General features: G+C 46.9%; 12 protein-coding genes. 8 read left to right on the plus strand and 4 right to left on the minus strand.

Annotated elements, in window-relative coordinates; all coding sequences use genetic code 11:
- Positions 1-46: 46 nt before the first annotated feature.
- Positions 47-3,460: a ribonuclease E gene (gene rne / locus JAO78_RS03590; RefSeq protein ID WP_369413458.1), complete on the plus strand. Its 3,414-nt coding sequence runs from the start codon at positions 47-49 to the stop codon at positions 3,458-3,460.
- A gap of 475 nt (positions 3,461-3,935) precedes the next feature.
- Here rne and JAO78_RS03595 read toward each other — a convergent pair whose 3' ends face one another.
- Positions 3,936-5,105 (minus strand): DcaP family trimeric outer membrane transporter, encoded by a 1,170-nt coding sequence (locus tag JAO78_RS03595; RefSeq protein ID WP_226749987.1) that lies wholly within the window; start codon positions 5,103-5,105, stop codon positions 3,936-3,938.
- A gap of 208 nt (positions 5,106-5,313) precedes the next feature.
- Between JAO78_RS03595 and acs the strand changes: the two genes are divergently transcribed.
- Positions 5,314-7,269 (plus strand): acetate--CoA ligase, encoded by a 1,956-nt coding sequence (acs, locus tag JAO78_RS03600; protein ID WP_226749988.1) that lies wholly within the window; start codon positions 5,314-5,316, stop codon positions 7,267-7,269.
- 109 nt (positions 7,270-7,378) lie between these two features.
- Positions 7,379-8,053, plus strand: coding sequence for a response regulator transcription factor (locus tag JAO78_RS03605; RefSeq protein WP_226749989.1), 675 nt, complete (start codon positions 7,379-7,381; stop codon positions 8,051-8,053).
- Between the two features lie 33 nt (positions 8,054-8,086).
- Here the strand turns inward: JAO78_RS03605 and JAO78_RS03610 are convergent, their stop codons facing one another.
- Entirely contained in the window at positions 8,087-11,635 is a 3,549-nt protein-coding gene (locus JAO78_RS03610; RefSeq protein WP_226749990.1) for a PAS domain-containing hybrid sensor histidine kinase/response regulator, read from the minus strand.
- A 157-nt stretch (positions 11,636-11,792) separates the two neighbouring features.
- Between JAO78_RS03610 and JAO78_RS03615 the strand changes: the two genes are divergently transcribed.
- The 5 genes from JAO78_RS03615 to JAO78_RS03635 all read left to right on the plus strand — a co-directional run bounded on the left by JAO78_RS03615 (position 11,793) and on the right by JAO78_RS03635 (position 16,970).
- Positions 11,793-12,056, plus strand: coding sequence for a DUF4212 domain-containing protein (locus tag JAO78_RS03615; protein ID WP_226749991.1), 264 nt, complete (start codon positions 11,793-11,795; stop codon positions 12,054-12,056).
- Between the two features lie 5 nt (positions 12,057-12,061).
- Entirely contained in the window at positions 12,062-13,843 is a 1,782-nt protein-coding gene (locus JAO78_RS03620; RefSeq protein ID WP_226749992.1) for a sodium:solute symporter family protein, read from the plus strand.
- A 93-nt stretch (positions 13,844-13,936) separates the two neighbouring features.
- A complete protein-coding gene (locus tag JAO78_RS03625) occupies positions 13,937-14,455 on the plus strand; it encodes a hypothetical protein (RefSeq protein WP_226749993.1) in 519 nt (172 codons plus the stop codon).
- Positions 14,456-14,489: 34 nt separating this feature from the next.
- Positions 14,490-16,310 (plus strand): putative nucleotidyltransferase substrate binding domain-containing protein, encoded by a 1,821-nt coding sequence (locus JAO78_RS03630; protein ID WP_226749994.1) that lies wholly within the window; start codon positions 14,490-14,492, stop codon positions 16,308-16,310.
- On the plus strand, positions 16,311-16,970 hold the full coding sequence (locus tag JAO78_RS03635) for an exonuclease domain-containing protein (protein WP_226749995.1): 660 nt from the start codon (positions 16,311-16,313) through the stop codon (positions 16,968-16,970).
- Here the strand turns inward: JAO78_RS03635 and JAO78_RS03640 are convergent.
- Entirely contained in the window at positions 16,967-17,425 is a 459-nt protein-coding gene (locus JAO78_RS03640; protein WP_226749996.1) for a YehS family protein, read from the minus strand. The genes JAO78_RS03635 and JAO78_RS03640 overlap by 4 nt on opposite strands.
- 76 nt (positions 17,426-17,501) lie before the next feature.
- Positions 17,502-18,059: an elongation factor P gene (gene efp, locus JAO78_RS03645; protein WP_226750373.1), complete on the minus strand. Its 558-nt coding sequence runs from the start codon at positions 18,057-18,059 to the stop codon at positions 17,502-17,504.
- Positions 18,060-18,091: the final 32 nt, after the last annotated feature.

Here is an 18,091-nt window from a genome sequence, read left to right on the forward strand (position 1 = left end):
TGCCCGGAAAAGTTGTGTTGTGGCTGCATAAATGAGTCACCCAACAATGAAAAGAATGTTAATTAACGCAACGCAAGAAGAAGAAATTCGTGTTGCATTGGTCGATGGCCAAAAACTGTATGACCTGGATATCGAAAGCCCAGGCCATGAACAAAAAAAAGCGAATATTTATAAAGGCAAAATCACCCGTGTTGAACCCAGTCTAGAAGCGGCCTTCGTCGATTATGGTGCTGATCGTCATGGTTTTTTACCGCTAAAAGAAATTTCCCGTGAATATTTCCCCTCTGGTTATAGCTTCGATGGCCGTCCTAACATTAAGGAAGTGGTTAAAGAAGGTCAGGAAGTCATCATCCAAATTGATAAAGAAGAACGCGGCCAAAAAGGCGCTGCGCTAACGACGTTTATCAGTTTAGCCGGTTCTTACTTGGTATTAATGCCCAACAACCCGCGTGCGGGAGGGATTTCTCGTCGTATTGAAGGTGACGAGCGTCAAGAGTTAAAAGATTCGTTAGGCCAACTAGAAATGCCCGATGGCATGGGTTTAATCGTGCGTACTGCCGGTGTAGGTAAATCTTACGAAGAGCTAGATTACGACTTAAAAGCGTTATTAAAGCATTGGTCAGCCATCACCGAAGAAGCTAAAAAGCGCACGGGTCCGTTCTTAATTCACCAAGAAAGCAACGTGGTTTTCCGTGCGATCCGTGATTATTTACGTCGTGATGTTGGCGAGATCTTAATTGATAGCCAGAAAATCTTTGAAGAAGCTAAAGTGTATATCCAACAGTTCCGCCCTGATTTTGCCCACCGGGTAAAAATGTATCAGGGTGAAGTGCCGTTGTTTATGCATTACCAAATTGAAAACCAGATTGAAACCGCCTTCCGCCGCGAGGTGCGTTTACCTTCAGGTGGCTCTATCGTTATCGATAGCACCGAAGCGTTAACCGCCATTGACATTAACTCGTCAAAAGCAACCAAAGGCGGCGATATCGAAGAAACCGCCTTTAACACCAACCTAGAAGCGGCCGATGAAATTGCTCGCCAATTACGTTTACGTGACTTAGGTGGCTTAATTGTTATCGACTTTATCGACATGACGCCGGTGCGCCATCAACGTGAAGTAGAAAACCGTTTAAAAGATGCGGTAAAACAAGATCGCGCTCGGGTGCAAATTGGCCGGATTTCGCGCTTTGGCTTGTTAGAGATGTCACGCCAGCGTTTACGCCCTTCACTGGGTGAGTCAGCCGGACACGTCTGCCCTCGTTGTCATGGCCGTGGCACTATCCGCAGTATTGAATCGTCAGCCTTATCAATCTTACGTTTAATTGAAGAAGATGCGATTAAAGACAACACCAGCCAGATCCATGCGCAGGTACCGGTGTCTGTCGCCACGTATTTAATGAACGAAAAGCGTGAAGGTGTGCGTCGTATTGAACAGCGTAATGGTATTCGGGTGTTTATTATCCCGAATGAGCATTTAGAAACGCCAAACTACGAAGTGACACGTATTCGTATCGACGAAGAAATCGAAGATGCCAGCTACACTCTGCCTAAAGTGCCCGAGCACAGTACTAAGCTATATCAGCCAAGCAGTGACGCCGTTAAAGAAAAACCTGCGGTTTCCGCGTTAAGCTTATCACAAGCGTCTGCTCAGGTAGCTGCACCTGTTGCGCCAGCAGCGGCCCCAGCCAGCGCTGTCCGTCCTGCGGCTACGCCATCAACACCGGGTTTAGTCAGTCGGTTGGTCACCTGGTTAAGCAGTGTATTTGCACCAGCAACTCCCTCTGCCGAAACCACGCCAGTGACTAAAGAGCAGAAAGCCAACAGCTCGAAAGAGCCGCGCAACGAGCAACGTTCTGATCGCAACGACAACTCACGTCGTCGTAACAACCGTCGTCGTCGTCCGGATCAAGAAAAAACAGCAGATAAAGCGGTTGAAAAACCCGTTGAAAAAGCAGCGGCTGTTGAAGAGAAAGCGCCTCGTCCAGAGCGTAATCGCCCTCAATCGCAAGATAAACCTGCTCGCGCTGCGGAACCTCGTAAAGCCGCGTCTGAGCCACGTGCTGAAAAACCGTCGGCAGAAACAGCGGATGAACCAAACAGCCGTGCCGCAGCCGCTGAACGTCGGCAACGTCGCAATCTGCAGCGCTCTGTACGTTTAGCTAAAGCAGAAGCTGCCGACACACTAGCACCCGCTGTCGTTGCGGTTGACGCTGCCAAAGCAGAAACAGCTGCAGCAAGCCAAGCGCCAGCAAAAGAGCAGCTTAACGCCGTTGAAACCGCAACCGTTACTGCGGCGCCAACCGTTGTTGAAACCGCCAGCCCTGCAGCTGACGTCAAGAGCTCGAGCGTATCAGAGCCCGTGGTAGTCGCCGAGGCTTCGCCAATCAGCGAAACCAAACCGGCTGCTGAAACGGCTATCGCAACTGCTGAAAGCGTTGCCGCGGACAGTAACGAAACAGAGGCAGAAACAGCCACTACAACTGAAAGCCTCTCTGATACTGAAAGTTCTGAGCCTCGCAGTCGCAGTCGTCGTTCGCCACGGCATTTACGTGCCGCCGGTCAAAAGCGTCGTAAAGAACAAACCGACACGACAGCTACCACTGAACAGCCGGTTGCCACAGAAAATACTGCGTCGAGTGCTACAGAGAGTACTGAGGCGAATGCCACAACTGACGCGTTAGAGCCTATCACATCAGAGCCTGTAGCGGATGCCGTCGATACCCCTGCGAATGACGCTGAGAAGCCAACACGCAGCCGTAGCCGTCGTCGCCCAGCCAAAGCCAGTGCTGACACAGTAAAAGCAGATGAGACGGCAGCGGCCACTGTTGCAACCGATGAAGCGGCATCAGCCCCTGTGGTAACTGAGCAAAGCCCGCAACAGCAAAAGCTAGAATTAGCTGAGCCAGAAGCGACGCCTACCGCGGTGGTTGTACCTACTGAGCCGGTAAAAGCCCCTGCTACAGCAGCAAAAGCTGAAGAAGTGACAGCCGAAGCTGTGCCCGTGGCAGCCAAAAACAGTAACAAGGCTGCAGCCGAAGTAACGCCAGTTGATGTAACGCCAGCTGAAGTAGCAACACCGGTTGTTGCTGAAGCGACTGCACCGGTTGAAGCGACTGCACCGGCTAAAGCTGACGTTGCGGCCCCCGCCTCTGCGGCTGCGGCTCCAGTTGCAGCTGCACCGGCTAAAGAGGAACCGGCTAAAGCTGAAGCGGTTATAGCCGCTCCTGTTGTCACAGCCCAACCTAAAGCAGCAAAAGCTACAGGCAGTCGCTTTGGTAACATGGTCGTAGCAGAAATGACGAAACCACAAACGGTAACAGAAGAAGCCAAAACAGACGTCGTCACGGCAGTCACTGCTGAACAACGTCCGGTTGTCAGCTCTTCTAGTCGCCCGGCCGGCTCGGCGTTTGCGCGTCAATCGGCATCAGCACCGATGACTAAACCGGGTAAACCCGAGTAAAATTGTCGCATCTGAGTTAAAAAGCCGGCCTTGCCGGCTTTTTTATTGGCTGTTTTTTAGTGCATTATTTTATGCAGCTTGTTTTATCAAGCATGGCTGTAAAATGTCTTTATTCGCTAATCTAGGGTGCAAGTGAGGCTAAGCTAACATCGCTGCAGCTTGTGCTGGCATTATCTGATCCAACCTCGCGCTTGAGTCGACACTTGCAACGGTTTACTGACAAAGGTTTGCAATGCCAGCCAGCCAGCCAGCAAAGTATTATATCGCAACGGCTTATTAAGCGAGGCAAGATGGCTTGAATAATCAGTCTACTCAGAATGTTTTGCGCTTACTGAGCCAACTAAAACGGAGCAGGCGTCATGTTGGTAGTTAAGCGCCTATAACACGTTTTTATTAAAGCTAAACATTGGCAGCAAGTGCTGCGGCCATAAAAAACGCCTCAAAAGAGGCGTTTTTAGAAAGTTAACTATTTAACTTAGAAGTCGTATTTAGCGCTGAACTGCACACGGTGCATATCACCATCTAAACCACTTTCGATTTCACGATTAGCATACTTGTATTCAACACCCATCATAAATTTGGTATTGAACTGGTATAACGCATTGACACTGTAACTCTGCATGGATTTATTCGCTGAAGTACCGGTCAAGCTGGTGTCATTATCAACATTTAACGCTGAATATAAGAAAGTTGAACGCCACTTGTCATTCCACAGATGACGATACGCCACGGAGAAAGACGTTGATTTAATGGTTTCAAGTTCAGCATCACTTGTCGTGCCGGTTAATACCGCGCCATTAGAAGCATTTAAACCGACATAACGGCCTAAACCTTCACCGGTGTTAATGGTAAAACGAATATCATCTTTATTAGCAAGGTTAAATTTACCACTGAAAGACACACCGTAAGACGCTACGCTGTCATCTAATACGCCGTTTTCGATAGCAATTTGTCGAAGCAAACCGGCCACCCGGAAAGAAGCATTTTCAGTTTTAAAGTTGTAACCCACGGTAAAGTCAGGAGTGGCATTGTCATCTGTGGTGATACGAGCGCCGCCACCAAATGGCGTGACCGTACTTTCTGGGTTTTCTACCGCAATAGAGAAATTACCTGAAGTGTAACGAACCTGAGCTTGACGAATAAAGATAGCCGCATCGGCATTACCGACGAAGTCTAGGGTATCTGGTAAAGACTGTAAGTCCATAAAGTTTGACCAGGTTTGGCCAACTGTCCAATTTTTGTAATTAACAAAAGCATGACGCATAACGGGGCTGTAACCGTTGGTGGTACGCTCATCGTTACCGTTATTACTGGTTTGAAAATCAAATTCAATACGCCCTGTCATCTTTTCACCGTTACCTAAATCGGTCGAGGTGCTAAAGAAGAAACGCGTTTGACGAGCGTGCATATCAAAACGTGTTGTGCTGTCGCCATTGATCGGTGTGACAGAAGGGACATAAAAATCACGCCCGATTGACGCTATGTCACCGTCTGCATCACTAACCATCATATCAAGTTTGACGTAACCACCGTAACTCACTTCGGTGTCGCCCACTTTAAAGCCGTTATTCGCATGTGCAGCGCCTGCAGTTAAGGCTAATGCGATAGCCGCAGCTAAGGTATTCCGTGTCTTACTTTGTCTCATCTGGAGTTCTCCATGTTTTTTTATAGTAGTACTGATGTCGTTTTTTATTCTATCCAAACTCTGAGCGACAGTCTGCATCTTCGCAATTAGCCTTTAGTCGCAATTCGCACTCTGTTTTAACATCGTCTAGACTATGGTCTAATTTCTTTAAACAGCTGTCTCCGTTAGTAATGATTAATAATAATTACGATAATCCGTAGGGGATGATATGACGCAACCAACTCTTTATCCGGTGCCTGAAAAAATCAAGCAGCATTGCCATGTAACTGATGAGCAATATCAAGCACTGTACCAACAATCAATTGAGCAACCTGATCAGTTCTGGGGCGAACAAGCCAAGAAACTGGATTGGATTAAACCGTTCACTCAGGTGAAAGACACCAGTTATGAACTGGGCAAAGTGAAAATCAATTGGTTTGCCGATGGTGTGCTAAATGCCAGTGTTAACTGTTTAGATCGCCATCTTGCCACACGAGCCAATCAAGTGGCTTTTTATTGGGAAGGTGATGAGCCTGGCGTTGAGTCAAAAGTTACCTATCAACAACTGTATGATGAGGTTTGCCAACTGGCCAACGGCATGAAAGCCCTAGGTGTGAATAAAGGTGATCGGGTCACCATTTACTTACCGATGATCCCGCAAGCCGCCGTTGCGCTATTGGCCTGTGCTCGAATTGGTGCGGTGCACTCGGTGGTGTTTGCCGGTTTCTCGCCTGATGCATTGGGCAGCCGTATCGTCGATTGTGATTCAAAATTGGTGATCACCACCGATCAAGCCTTACGGGGAAGCCGTGCTACTAACCTAAAAGACAACACGGATTTAGCCTTAGCGCATCTTGGCGACACCAACCCAGTTAAAAATGTCATTGTGATTAAACATGTTGGCAAAAGCATTGATTTTCACCATGGTCGGGACGTTTGGTATCATGATCTGCTTGCTGCACAACCTAAAGAATGTGCACCTGAGCCGATGAATGCGGAAGATCCACTGTTTATTCTTTATACCTCCGGTTCAACCGGTAAGCCCAAAGGTGTGCTTCACACCACTGGCGGTTATCTGCTGTATGCCGCCATGACGCATCAATATGTTTTCGATTACCAAGAAGGTGATATTTACTGGTGCGCCGCAGACGTTGGTTGGGTTACAGGCCACAGTTATATTATTTACGGGCCGCTGGCCAATGGCGCCAGCAGCGTGATGTTTGAAGGTGTTCCTACCTACCCTAGCGTAAAACGTATTGCGCAAATTGTAGATAAATACCAAGTCAATATTTTGTATACCGCGCCAACAGCCATCCGCGCCTTGATGTCGCATGGCGATGCGCCTGTTGCCGGTGCCGATTTATCTTCGTTACGGATCTTAGGTAGCGTCGGTGAACCCATTAACCCAGAAGCATGGAATTGGTATCACGAAAAAATTGGTAAGGGTAATTGCCCTATCGTTGATACTTGGTGGCAAACAGAAACAGGCGGCATTTTAATTACGCCATTACCGGGTGCCACAGCCTTAAAACCTGGCTCGGCAACGCGGCCATTCTTTGGTGTTAAACCGGCGTTAGTGAATAACGAAGGCAATATCGTCACAGGTGCGGGCGAAGGTAACTTAGTTATCACGGATAGCTGGCCTGGACAAATGCGTACCTTATTTGGCGATCACGAACGCTTTGAGCAAACCTACTTCAGCACCTATGCAGGGGTGTATTTTACCGGAGATGGTGCACGTCGAGATGAAGACGGCTATTATTGGTTAACGGGTCGTGTCGATGACGTATTAAATATTTCTGGCCATCGTTTAGGCACCGCTGAGATAGAAAGCTGTCTTGTTGCGCATGAAGCGATTGCTGAGGCTGCCGTAGTCGGTTACCCACACGATATTAAAGGCCAAGGTATCTATGTGTATGTTTCACCTCGGGTGGGTGTAGAACCCAGTGAAGAGCTAACCAAAGCGATTAGAGCCTGGGTGCGTGAAGAAATTTCACCTATCGCTACGCCAGATCTGATACAGTGGGCTCCTGCCGGATTGCCGAAAACGCGCTCTGGTAAGATTATGCGCCGTATCCTGCGAAAAATTGCAGCCAATGAACATGATCAGTTAGGAGATATTTCTACACTGGCTGATCCATCAGTGGTTGAATTATTGGTAAATAACCGCTTAAATCGTAAGTAAGACACCCGTCCTCTTACGAAGAGCTGGTGTGTCTCCAGTCGCAGCAGAAAAGGCCGCTACCATGCGGCCTTTCTTATAAAAAAAACAAGCTAAAACCACTGGAGGGAAGATGGCAAAGTTAATCGTAGCAGACGACCATCCGCTATTTAGAAACGCGCTTATTAATGCTATCAGCAGTACTTTTGCGACCAAAGCCACCGTTGAAACAGACAGTTTTGAAAGCACCTGTGCCGCCCTAGAACAACATCCCGATGCTGATTTGTTATTACTCGATCTCCATATGCCGGGAAACTGCGGTTTCTTGGGGTTAATTCAACTGCGGAAAAACTATCCCAGTTTACCAATCGTGGTGATTTCAGCGAGTGAAGATTTGGATGTGATCCGCCGCGTCATGTCGTTTGGCGCCTCTGCCTATGTCCCAAAATCCGCTAATCCTGTTGATATCAGTACCGCCTTAAATGCGGTGCTAGATGGTGAGTTATGGGTTCCGAAGAATTTGCAAAAACAAATTTTAGAACAAGGTGATACCGAGCAAGATTTGGATTTAGCCTCACGGGTGGCGCAATTAACCCAGCAGCAATACAAAGTTTTGTATTATTTAACTGAGGGTTGGTTAAATAAACAAATTGCTTATGATCTGCATATCTCAGAAGCTACGGTTAAAGCGCATATTACGGCAATCTTTCGTAAACTGGGCTGTACTAACCGCACCCAAGTGGTGATCCAAGCGCAACGGCTGACGTTAGAGCCGCCGGTTGATCGCGCTATGGCACAACAACAATAAGTGCTTGTTTGCCATTAAATCGCCAGCGAGGGCCTAATTAGCGGCCCTTTTCAGCATTTTAAAATGATTCAGGGTTGCCCGTAACGCCCCCGGCTTAATCGGTTTAGCTAAAAACATCAACGACTCCGCTTTAGCTAAGACCGCTAAATCAGCTTGAGGTGAAGCCGACACCAAAATGCCATTTACCTCTCCCCAATACTGACGGATCTGCCGATACACATCTAAGCCATTCAAATGTTGGCCAAGTTGATAATCAATAATAATCACATCCGGTGCGGGATGGTTCGGCGCATAACTAAGTAACTCTTGTTCATCATAAAAACACTGCACATCAGTGATCTGCCATTGCTGTAATAAGACTTTTAACGCCGCTAAGTTAGCCGCATCATCATCGACACACACCACCGACAACCCTGGTAAGGGCCTTTGCTGCAGAGGGCTTGGCAGAGGCAGTTCTTGGCGACGCTTACCAAGCACTAACGGCAAGCGAATACTAAACACCGTGCCCTTACCCGGCCAAGACTTCACTAACAATTCATGGCCAAGTAATTTCGCCATCCGATTGACCACCCCTAGGCCCAAACCCAGCCCTTGTTGGCCTTTAGCCGTGGCATCAATGCGATAAAAGTCTTCAAAAATACGCTGCAGATCAGCCTCACCAATACCCGGGCCAGAATCCCACACTTGCAATAACAAATGATCACCACGTTTGCGACAACCTAGTAAAATGCGTCCTTTATTGGTGTACTTAATGGCATTAGATAACATGTTTTGTAAGATCCGCCGCAAATAAGTGGCATCGGTTTGCACTTGTAACGAGCTGGTTTTTACTGTTAAGGATAAGCCTTTTTGACTGGCCACCAAGCCATATTCGTCGGCTAATTGCATTAATAATTCTTTTAACGGTACCGGTTGTACATTCGGTTGTAACTTACCATCATCAAGTTTGGCGATTTCTAATAAGGTTGAAATCAGCTCTTCTGAAGCTTTCAGCGAATTATCAAGCTGCGTTAAAATCGCACTTTGTTGCTGCTTGTCGTGAATGCCTGCTAAAGCGGCAGTAAACAAGCGCGCGGCATTTAACGGCTGTAAAATATCGTGGCTGGCTAAAGCAAGAAACCGGGTTTTCGACGCATTCGCCGCTTCAGCTTCGGCTTTTGCTTGCAGTAATTGCTGTTCTGTTTCACGACGACGCCCTACCTCAGCCAGTAACTCCTGGTTCATGTCAGAAATAGTTTGCGTACGCTCATGCACCCGATCTTCTAAGTGCTGCTTCGCCTCGGCTAAGCCCTGCACGGCTTTAACATGGTCCGAGATGTCGGTAAAGCTGGTGACAAAACCGCCGCCAGGGATGGGGTTACCGCGCATTTCGATCACTTTACCATCAGGTCGCACCCGCTGAAAAACATGAGGCGTACCATTTCGCATATGCATAATACGTTTTTCAACGTGCTCATCCGGATCACCGACGCCACAGAGTCCGCGTTCCGCATTAAGCCGCACAATATCTGCCACCGGCCGCCCCACACGCACCATACCATCTGGATAATTAAACATCTCTAAGTAGGATTTATTCCACGCGACCAAATTCAGATCACGATCAACCACACTGACCCCTTGGCTTAAGTGTTCTAGCGTTGAGAATAATATTTTGCGCGAAAATTGAATGGCCTGTGTAGTGTCATCAAACAAGGTGACGACATCTTCAAACGCCAGTTGCCGCCCTTCAAGTACCGCATTAACCATAGTAGAGGCAGACGACGCGCCGATGACCCCAGCGAGTTCACGTTCAACGTGTTCGACTAACCCAACGCTAGGCAAGTCATCCAGTTGCAGAGTCATTTGCTGTTTACGACCAAATTCGGCTAAACACTCTGCGGCACGTTGATTACCAACAAATCGTTCCAGTAAGATTTTTAAATCACTGTTATGAATGCGAATACGCCGCGCTGGCGTATCTTGATGTTTAATCGGTAAATTCGGTTTAACAAAGGCCACCGCCTGTAAGCGATCTAGCAAGTTTACCTTGGTACTTAACGACACCAACGTATAAGCAAGCACATTAAAGCCCAGCGACACCAAGACACCATGGCTTAACGAATCCAGCTTAATACCAAACATGGCCGTAGGCAGAAGCCAATTCAGCCCAAAGACCCCCTGCTGCATAATGGCGCTGCTTAATACCCCGGCATTCACCAGTTGCGGTAACATTAAGGTGTAAAACCACAACACCATACCAATGCTTAAACCCGCATACACGCCATAAGCATTACCACGACGCCAATAAAGCCCGCCAACGACCGCAGGGACTAATTGAATGGTCAGCGCAAAGGCTAACAAACCGGTTTCGGCCAATTCGTAGTTGCGAGCAAAGACACTGTAATACAGATAAGACAGCGCCATTACCACCACAATCATGGTACGCCGTACCACCAAAATTAATAGGCTGTAATCGTGTGATAAACCTTTTTGCTTACTCGACTTTAATAAGCCAGGCATCACCACATCATTACTGATCATCGTGGCTAAAGCTAAGGTCGCAATAATAATCATCGACGTGGCGGCAGAGAAGCCACCGATAAACACTAATACGCTTAAAACGTTCCATTCCATCCGTGAAGGGATTAACAACACAAAGCTATCGGCCAGCTCCAGCATATCGGGAAACAGTTGCATACCGGCCACGGCAATCGGGATTACCACTAAGGTGACTAAAACTAAATAACCGGAAAACCAGCGTCTGGCATGACGTAAATAATGATGCGAGACATTTTCGACAAAAGCGACATGAAATTGTCGGGGTAGCAAAAACACCGCGACCATCGCCAGCAGTGTTTTCGTAATAAATTCAACCCAACCGGGTGTAGTCAGTTGTTCTTGCTGCGACACCGAATGCAAGGCAAAAGTACGAAGCACAGACTGATCAGTATCAATTAAGAATACATACACAGCTATGGACAACATTAAAAGTGCAAATAGCTTCACCACGGATTCGAAGGCGATGGCTACCATCACCCCACGGTTTTGCTCGGTCAGGTGAAGTTTGCGTGTACCAAATAAAATGGCGAAAAACGCCATAGCGATGGCGCTTAATAAGGCACTGTCTTGATACCAAGCTAATTTACTGTCATCAAAGCTGCCGCCAAGTAATACCTGATAAGAGCCTGCCACCGCCTTTAATTGCAACGAAATATAAGGTATTACAACAATCAAGCAAACAATGGCCGCTAAAGTGGCGATATTGCTGCGCTTACCATAGCGGGCAGAGATAAAGTCAGCAATCGAGGTCACGTTTTGTTTTTTCGACACATACAACAGCTTAAATAAAAACGGTTGCGCGAAGATAAACAGCAGAATAGGCCCTAAATAAATAGCAATGTAATCCCAGCCGCGGGTCACTGCCGTACCCACTGCACCATAATAGGTCCAAGAGGTACAATAGACCGCTAACGCCAAGCTATAAATTAAACCGCCATACTTTCGTATTAGACGATCGTCGGCATGGCGTTCACCCCAATTGGCAATTAAAAACAAACCACCGACATACATTAAGGCTAATAGGGCTACAGTCCACGCAGTCACGGGATTCTCCATTTAGGGTTGTCAGCTAACTTTGGTTTTAGTGCGGCACCTTGTCAATGCTTCAGTACAAGTCTTCGACTAAAGTCGGGCTAGCAGAGCAGCTAACTACTGCTACATTAGAATTGCTCGAAAATAAAAACTAAAGGAGACACAACTTATGGCAAATAATAACACGAATGCCGCTGCATATTGGAGCGCTAACCTGCGCCTCATAATCATCAGCTTAGTGATATGGGCAACCGTATCCTATGGCTTTGGTATTTTACTTCGGCCGTTTCTGGCGGGTATTAGCGTCGGCGGTACTGATCTGGGCTTCTGGTTCGCACAACAGGGTTCTATTCTTACGTTTATCGCGTTGATCTTCTTCTATGCCTGGAGAATGAACCAACTGGATAAAGAATTCGGTGTGGACGAGGAGTAAGCAGGATGAGTCAATTTGCAATAAACTTGATATTTGTTGGCGGCTCGTTTGCCCTCTATATCGCAATCGCTATTTGGGCCCGAGCGGGTTCAACTAAAGAGTTCTACGTGGCCGGTGGTGGTGTCAACCCAGTCATGAACGGTATGGCAACCGCCGCCGACTGGATGTCAGCGGCATCGTTCATTTCTATGGCTGGCTTAATTGCGGCTGGTGGTTATGCTAATTCCACTTTCCTAATGGGTTGGACCGGTGGTTACGTTTTATTAGCCATGCTGTTAGCCCCCTACCTACGTAAATTTGGTAAATTTACCGTACCTGACTTTATCGGTGATCGCTTTTACAGCACAGGAGCTCGCTTAGTTGCGGTAGCTTGTTTGATTATCGCATCAGTAACCTACGTTATCGGTCAAATGACCGGTGCCGGTGTGGCGTTCTCTCGTTTCCTTGAAGTGAGCAGCGACATGGGTCTGATCATTGCGGCTGTTATCGTATTTTTATACGCGGTAATGGGTGGTATGAAAGGTATTACTTACACGCAAGTTGCACAGTATGTCGTGCTGATCATTGCTTACACTATTCCGGCAGTGTTTATTTCATTACAACTTACCGGTAACTTCTTACCGCCATTAGGCTTATTTGGTACCCATATCGAATCAGGAATGCCGTTACTGGCTAAGTTAGATATGATTGTTCGTGAGTTAGGTTTCCAAGATTACACCGCAGATGTTGATAATAAACTGAACATGGTGCTGTTCACGCTGTCACTGATGATCGGTACTGCAGGTTTACCCCATGTTATTATCCGTTTCTTCACTGTGCCTAAAGTAGCCGATGCGCGTTGGTCAGCAGGTTGGGCATTAGTGTTTATCGCGTTATTGTATTTAACGGCACCCGCTGTTGCGTCAATGGCACGTTTAAATTTATTAACCACAATTTACCCTGCAGGACCAACAGCTGAAGCGGTTGATTACACGCAACGTCCAGATTGGATGAAAACATGGGAAACAACCGGTTTAATCAAGTTTGACGATAAAAACGGTGATGGTCGTATCCAGTTCTATAACGATTCTCCTGCTTTTGCTGAAAAAGCGGCAGAACGTGGTTGGAATGGTAACGAGTTGACAGTAAACAATGACATTTTAGTTCTGGCCAACCCTGAAATTGCTAATTTACCAGGCTGGGTTATCGGTTTAATTGCGGCCGGTGGTTTAGCAGCAGCATTATCAACTGCAGCCGGTTTATTGTTAGCGATTTCGTCCGCGATCAGTCATGACTTAATCAAAGGCTCTATCAATCCGAATATTAGTGAAAAAGGAGAGTTGTTAGCCGCACGGATCTCCATGGGGGTCGCCATTGTTATCGCCACCTACTTAGGGATGAACCCGCCAGGCTTTGCCGCACAAACGGTGGCCTTAGCCTTTGGTATCGCTGCAGCTTCTATTTTCCCTGCATTGATGATGGGTATCTTCTCTAAGCGAGTGAATAATAAAGGCGCCATTGCAGGTATGCTGGCAGGTTTAATCTCTACCTGTGTGTATATCTTCTTATACCTAGGCTGGTTTTTCATCCCAGGTACTGCGTCTTTCGCTAACACACCTGATAACTGGTTATTTGGTGGTACAGGTTACGGTATTTCACCGCTGTCGTTTGGTGCAGTAGGTGCGATGATTAACTTCACCGTTGCCTTTGTTGTATCATCGATGACAGAAGCCCCTCCACAGCGCATCCAAGAACTGGTAGAAAGTGTGCGTTCGCCACGTGGTGCAGGCCAAGCCATCGATCATTAATATCGTGGCAGAACATGGCTAGCGTAAGAGCAGCTTGTTCTGCCTCACCCTCGGGCTTTCTCTGGAAAGCCCGAATTTTTTAGGAAGTCCGTTATGTTGTGGGAATTAATTGCAACGATTTTTGCAGGTTTAGGCGCAGCAGGCGTTGCCCTGGGCTTACGCTTTATCAGTCGTCAGCGCCTACCCCGTTGGCTCATCCCTGTGTTCGCTGCGGTGGGTATGCTTAGCTTTCAAATTCACAGTGAATACAACTGGTACAGTCATCAAACAAGCTTATTACCTGAGGGCGTTGCGGTGGTAAAAACCATTGAACAAACCGCGCCATGGCGTCCTTGGAGTTATTTCTTTCCTCAAACTTTACGTTTTATCGCCGCCGATGTGGCTAATGCCGCAGTCAATCAGCGCAATTCCGCGCTGGTGTTAGTCGACTTATATTTCTTTGAACGGCGCATGAGTGCTAAACGCGTACCGCAAGTTGTACATTGCCAACAAATGGCTCAGGCTGACTTTACCGAAAACTTGCAGATCCCCACTGCGGATGAAGCCTTATCTGCGCAATGGCGTCCATTGTCGGCAACCGATCCCATCATTACCTTGCTATGCGCAAAGTAAAGCCGGCCTAAACGAACTAAAACAGGAGCGCATCATGGAAGTTGCCGAAGTCAGTAAATTTTTAGCACACACCACTCCCTTTGATCAGTTAGCTGAGGGGCAACTAGCGGATTTGGCGGCAGCACTTAATGTGTATTATTGCCAAACGGGCGAAACGGTGGATAGCAGCACAGAAAATTTACTAATCGTTCGCACCGGCATTTATGCACTCTATAGTGATCAACAACAATTGCTTACCAAACTGGAAGAAGGTGATTTTTATGGTTATCAACTGCTGTTAACCGGCCTAGCTGATAACGATCAACTGATCTGTGAAGAAGATGGTTTATTATTTTGGTTACCGGCCACGGCTTTTCATCAAATGCGCTATCAATATAAAAATATTGATATCTTTTTTCAGCGCTTATTTGGCCGAAGGCTACATCAATACAAAGAGCAACAAGGCTCGCGTTTTACCTTAAAAGTATCTGACATTGCCCAAGCGCGCAAAATTGCCATACATGGTGAACAAACCGTGCAAGCCGCTGCCCAATTAATGACTGAAAAACGTGTCTCCTCTTTATTAATTGAACAAGACGAACGCTTAATTGGAATTTTAACCGACCGCGATTTACGCAGTCGTGTTCTGGCGGACAACTTACCAGCAGCAACACCGGTGAAAGAAGTGATGACGCCAAAACCACAAACTATTGATAAGCATGCTTATTTGTTTGAAGCAGTCCAGCTGATGAGCCGCTTTAATGTGCACCATTTACCGGTGATGGACCAAGGTATTAGCTATGGCATGATCACAACCACAGATGTGATCCGCTCTCAGCAAGATCACCCCGTGTATTTGATTGGTGAGATCCATCGTCAAACCTCGATCGATGGCTTAGAGCATTGCAGCATGCAAATTAATAACTTAGCGCTGATTTTAGGTAAGCAGCAAGTGCCTGCCTATGAAGCGGGTCATATTATTACCACCATCACCGATGCGCTGACGCAGCGTTTAATCAAATTAGCCCAGAATGAGTTTGGCCCCGCGCCCTGCGTATTTAGCTGGTTGTGTTTTGGCTCACAAGCTCGTATGGATCAAAGTATTAATGCTGATCAAGATAACGCCTTATTACTGGAAAAAGAGCCCAGCGGCGAGATTGGCGAGTATTTTGCCAAATTAGCCGATTTTGTCTGTCAAGGTTTGGCTCGTTGCGGTATTACTTTGTGCCCGGGCAATATTATGGCATCGAACCCTGAGCTTAGAATGAGTTTAAAAGGTTGGTCAGGAAAGTTTGCGCGCTGGATCTCCTCGCCGACCCCTGACGCTATTCTTAAATCCAGTATCTTCTTTGATATGCGCGTGGTTGAAGGCTCAAAGGGGCTATTTAACGCGCTGCAACACGATATCTTAGCCCGGACTAATCAATCATTATTTTTATTACAACTGGCACAAACCGCATTACAACGTACAGCACCATTGAGTTTTTTAAAAAACTTTATCCTAGAACACGACGGAAAACAAAAAAAAGGCTTGGATCTGAAAAAACGTGGCATCAGCTTAATTACCGATATCGTGCGGGTGTATGCTCTGGCAAATGGGATCCATGAGGTAAATACACGTCAGCGTTTAGAGCGCTTGGCGGCAGACGGTATTATGGAAGCAAAAGATACCCAAAATTTATCGGATGCTTTTGATATTTTAGCGCAATTGCGTTGGGATAAGCATTTACACGATATTAGCCAAGGCCATGAAGCCAGTAATTTGTTGGATCCTGCCGTACTGTCGGGTTTACAACGGCATCAATTAAAAGACAGTTTTGCGGTAATCAACGGCGCACAATCGTCCATGAAACATCGTTACTGTCGAGAAATGTAAATGTTTGGATGGTTACAGAAAAACCCCGAGTTGTATGCCGAAATACTGACGTTTAATCAGGTGGCCTTACCCAGTGCTGACACACCGGCACGCGAGTGTCGTTACTTAGTATTAGATTTAGAACTCACCGGCTTAAATGCCAAACAAGATCATATTGTGAGTATCGGCTGGTTGCCTATTGTTGAGCAACATATTCGGCTGAGTGAAGCGCGGCATTACTTAATTGAAGCACCGGTCAGTGTCGGACAAAGTGCCATTTATCATGGCTTACACGACAGCGACTTAAAAGATGCCCAAGAGTTAGCCGACGTATTAACGTTTTTGCTTAAGCAGTATCCCGGCTATATTTTTGTCGCACATCATTGCCGCTTAGATCGGGCTTTTTTACAGATCGCTTTTCAGCGGCACTTTGGCAAGGCGCCCCGCATGCTGTTTCTGGACACGCTGAATATCGAATATCATCGCCTGCAAAAGCTGGGATCGCGGCTAGCGACTGATGCCCTGCGCTTACCGCAATGCTTGGCGCGACATCACCTACCGGTGAGTGCACAGCATCATGCCTTAGAAGATGCCTACGGCTGTGCCCTACTGTTTTTAAGCCAATTAAAGAAAAGCCACTCGGCTATCACGCTAGGCGATTTACAACTGCATAGCCGTTAAGGACGCAGCTTAAGCTGTAAGCCTTTTAGCACATTACGCAACACTTGCGCTTGGCATTGCCGATAATGGGGATGATCAGGTTTGCGGAAAAATGCGCTGAGTTCCGCTTTGCCCATGCGAAAATCAGCCAATAACAACAAGGCTAACAGATCATCATCACGCAGCGTAAAAGCGATTTTCAATTTACGTAAAATAATATTGTTATTTAAGCGCGCTTCCGCGATCGGTTGCTCGCCCTCTTTTTGGCCACGTTGACTGCTGATTAAGCCATTTAAAAACTGCGCCAACGCTTGGTCTTCTAATGCTAAAAATACCGTATCTTCTTCTTTTGCCAGCCAGCCAATAATCTGTTCACGACTACACACTAAGCCCCCTAGCGCAAAGGTTGCCGCCATAGCGCTGTTGTTGTAATCCATAATAAAGCGCAGACGACGCAGAATATCGTTATTAGTCATTAGGTGTCCAATCGTTAAACGTTAACAAGCCTAAGCAAAAAAGGCGCTTACGCGCCTTTTTTTTGCTCAGATGCTCTTACTTAGCACGGCTGCGGTATTCGTCGGTGCGCGTATCGATTTCGATACGATCGCCTTCTTCTACGAATGCCGGAACCATCAGCTCAAAACCGGTTTCCAGTTTCGCTGGTTTCATCACTTTACCAGAAGTATCACCACGCGCTGCTGGCTCAGTGTAAGTTACGGTACGCACAACCACTGTGGGTAAATCAACAGAGATAGGACGCTCGTTGTAGAATACCACTGAACATTCCATACCGTCGATTAAGTACTTCAGTGCTTCGCCCATTGATTCAGCTTCGATTTCAAACTGATTGTATTCAGCGTCCATAAATACATACATTGGATCGGCGAAGTAAGAATACGTCACTTCTTTAGTTTCCAACATGACTTGCTCAAATTTGTCATCAGCACGGTAAACTGTTTCCATGCCCTGACCATTAAGCAGGTTTTTCATTTTCATTTTTACTACTGCAGAGTTACGGCCTGATTTGTTAAACTCGGCCTTTAACACTACCATTGCCTCACTTCCAACCATAATTACTTGGCCGGCACGGACTTCTTGTGCTGTCTTCATCATTTGAGAATATCTTCTTGTTAGGAAAAATT

It is taken from the genome of Alishewanella maricola, assembly GCF_016343785.1.
Lineage (GTDB): Bacteria > Pseudomonadota > Gammaproteobacteria > Enterobacterales > Alteromonadaceae > Alishewanella > Alishewanella maricola.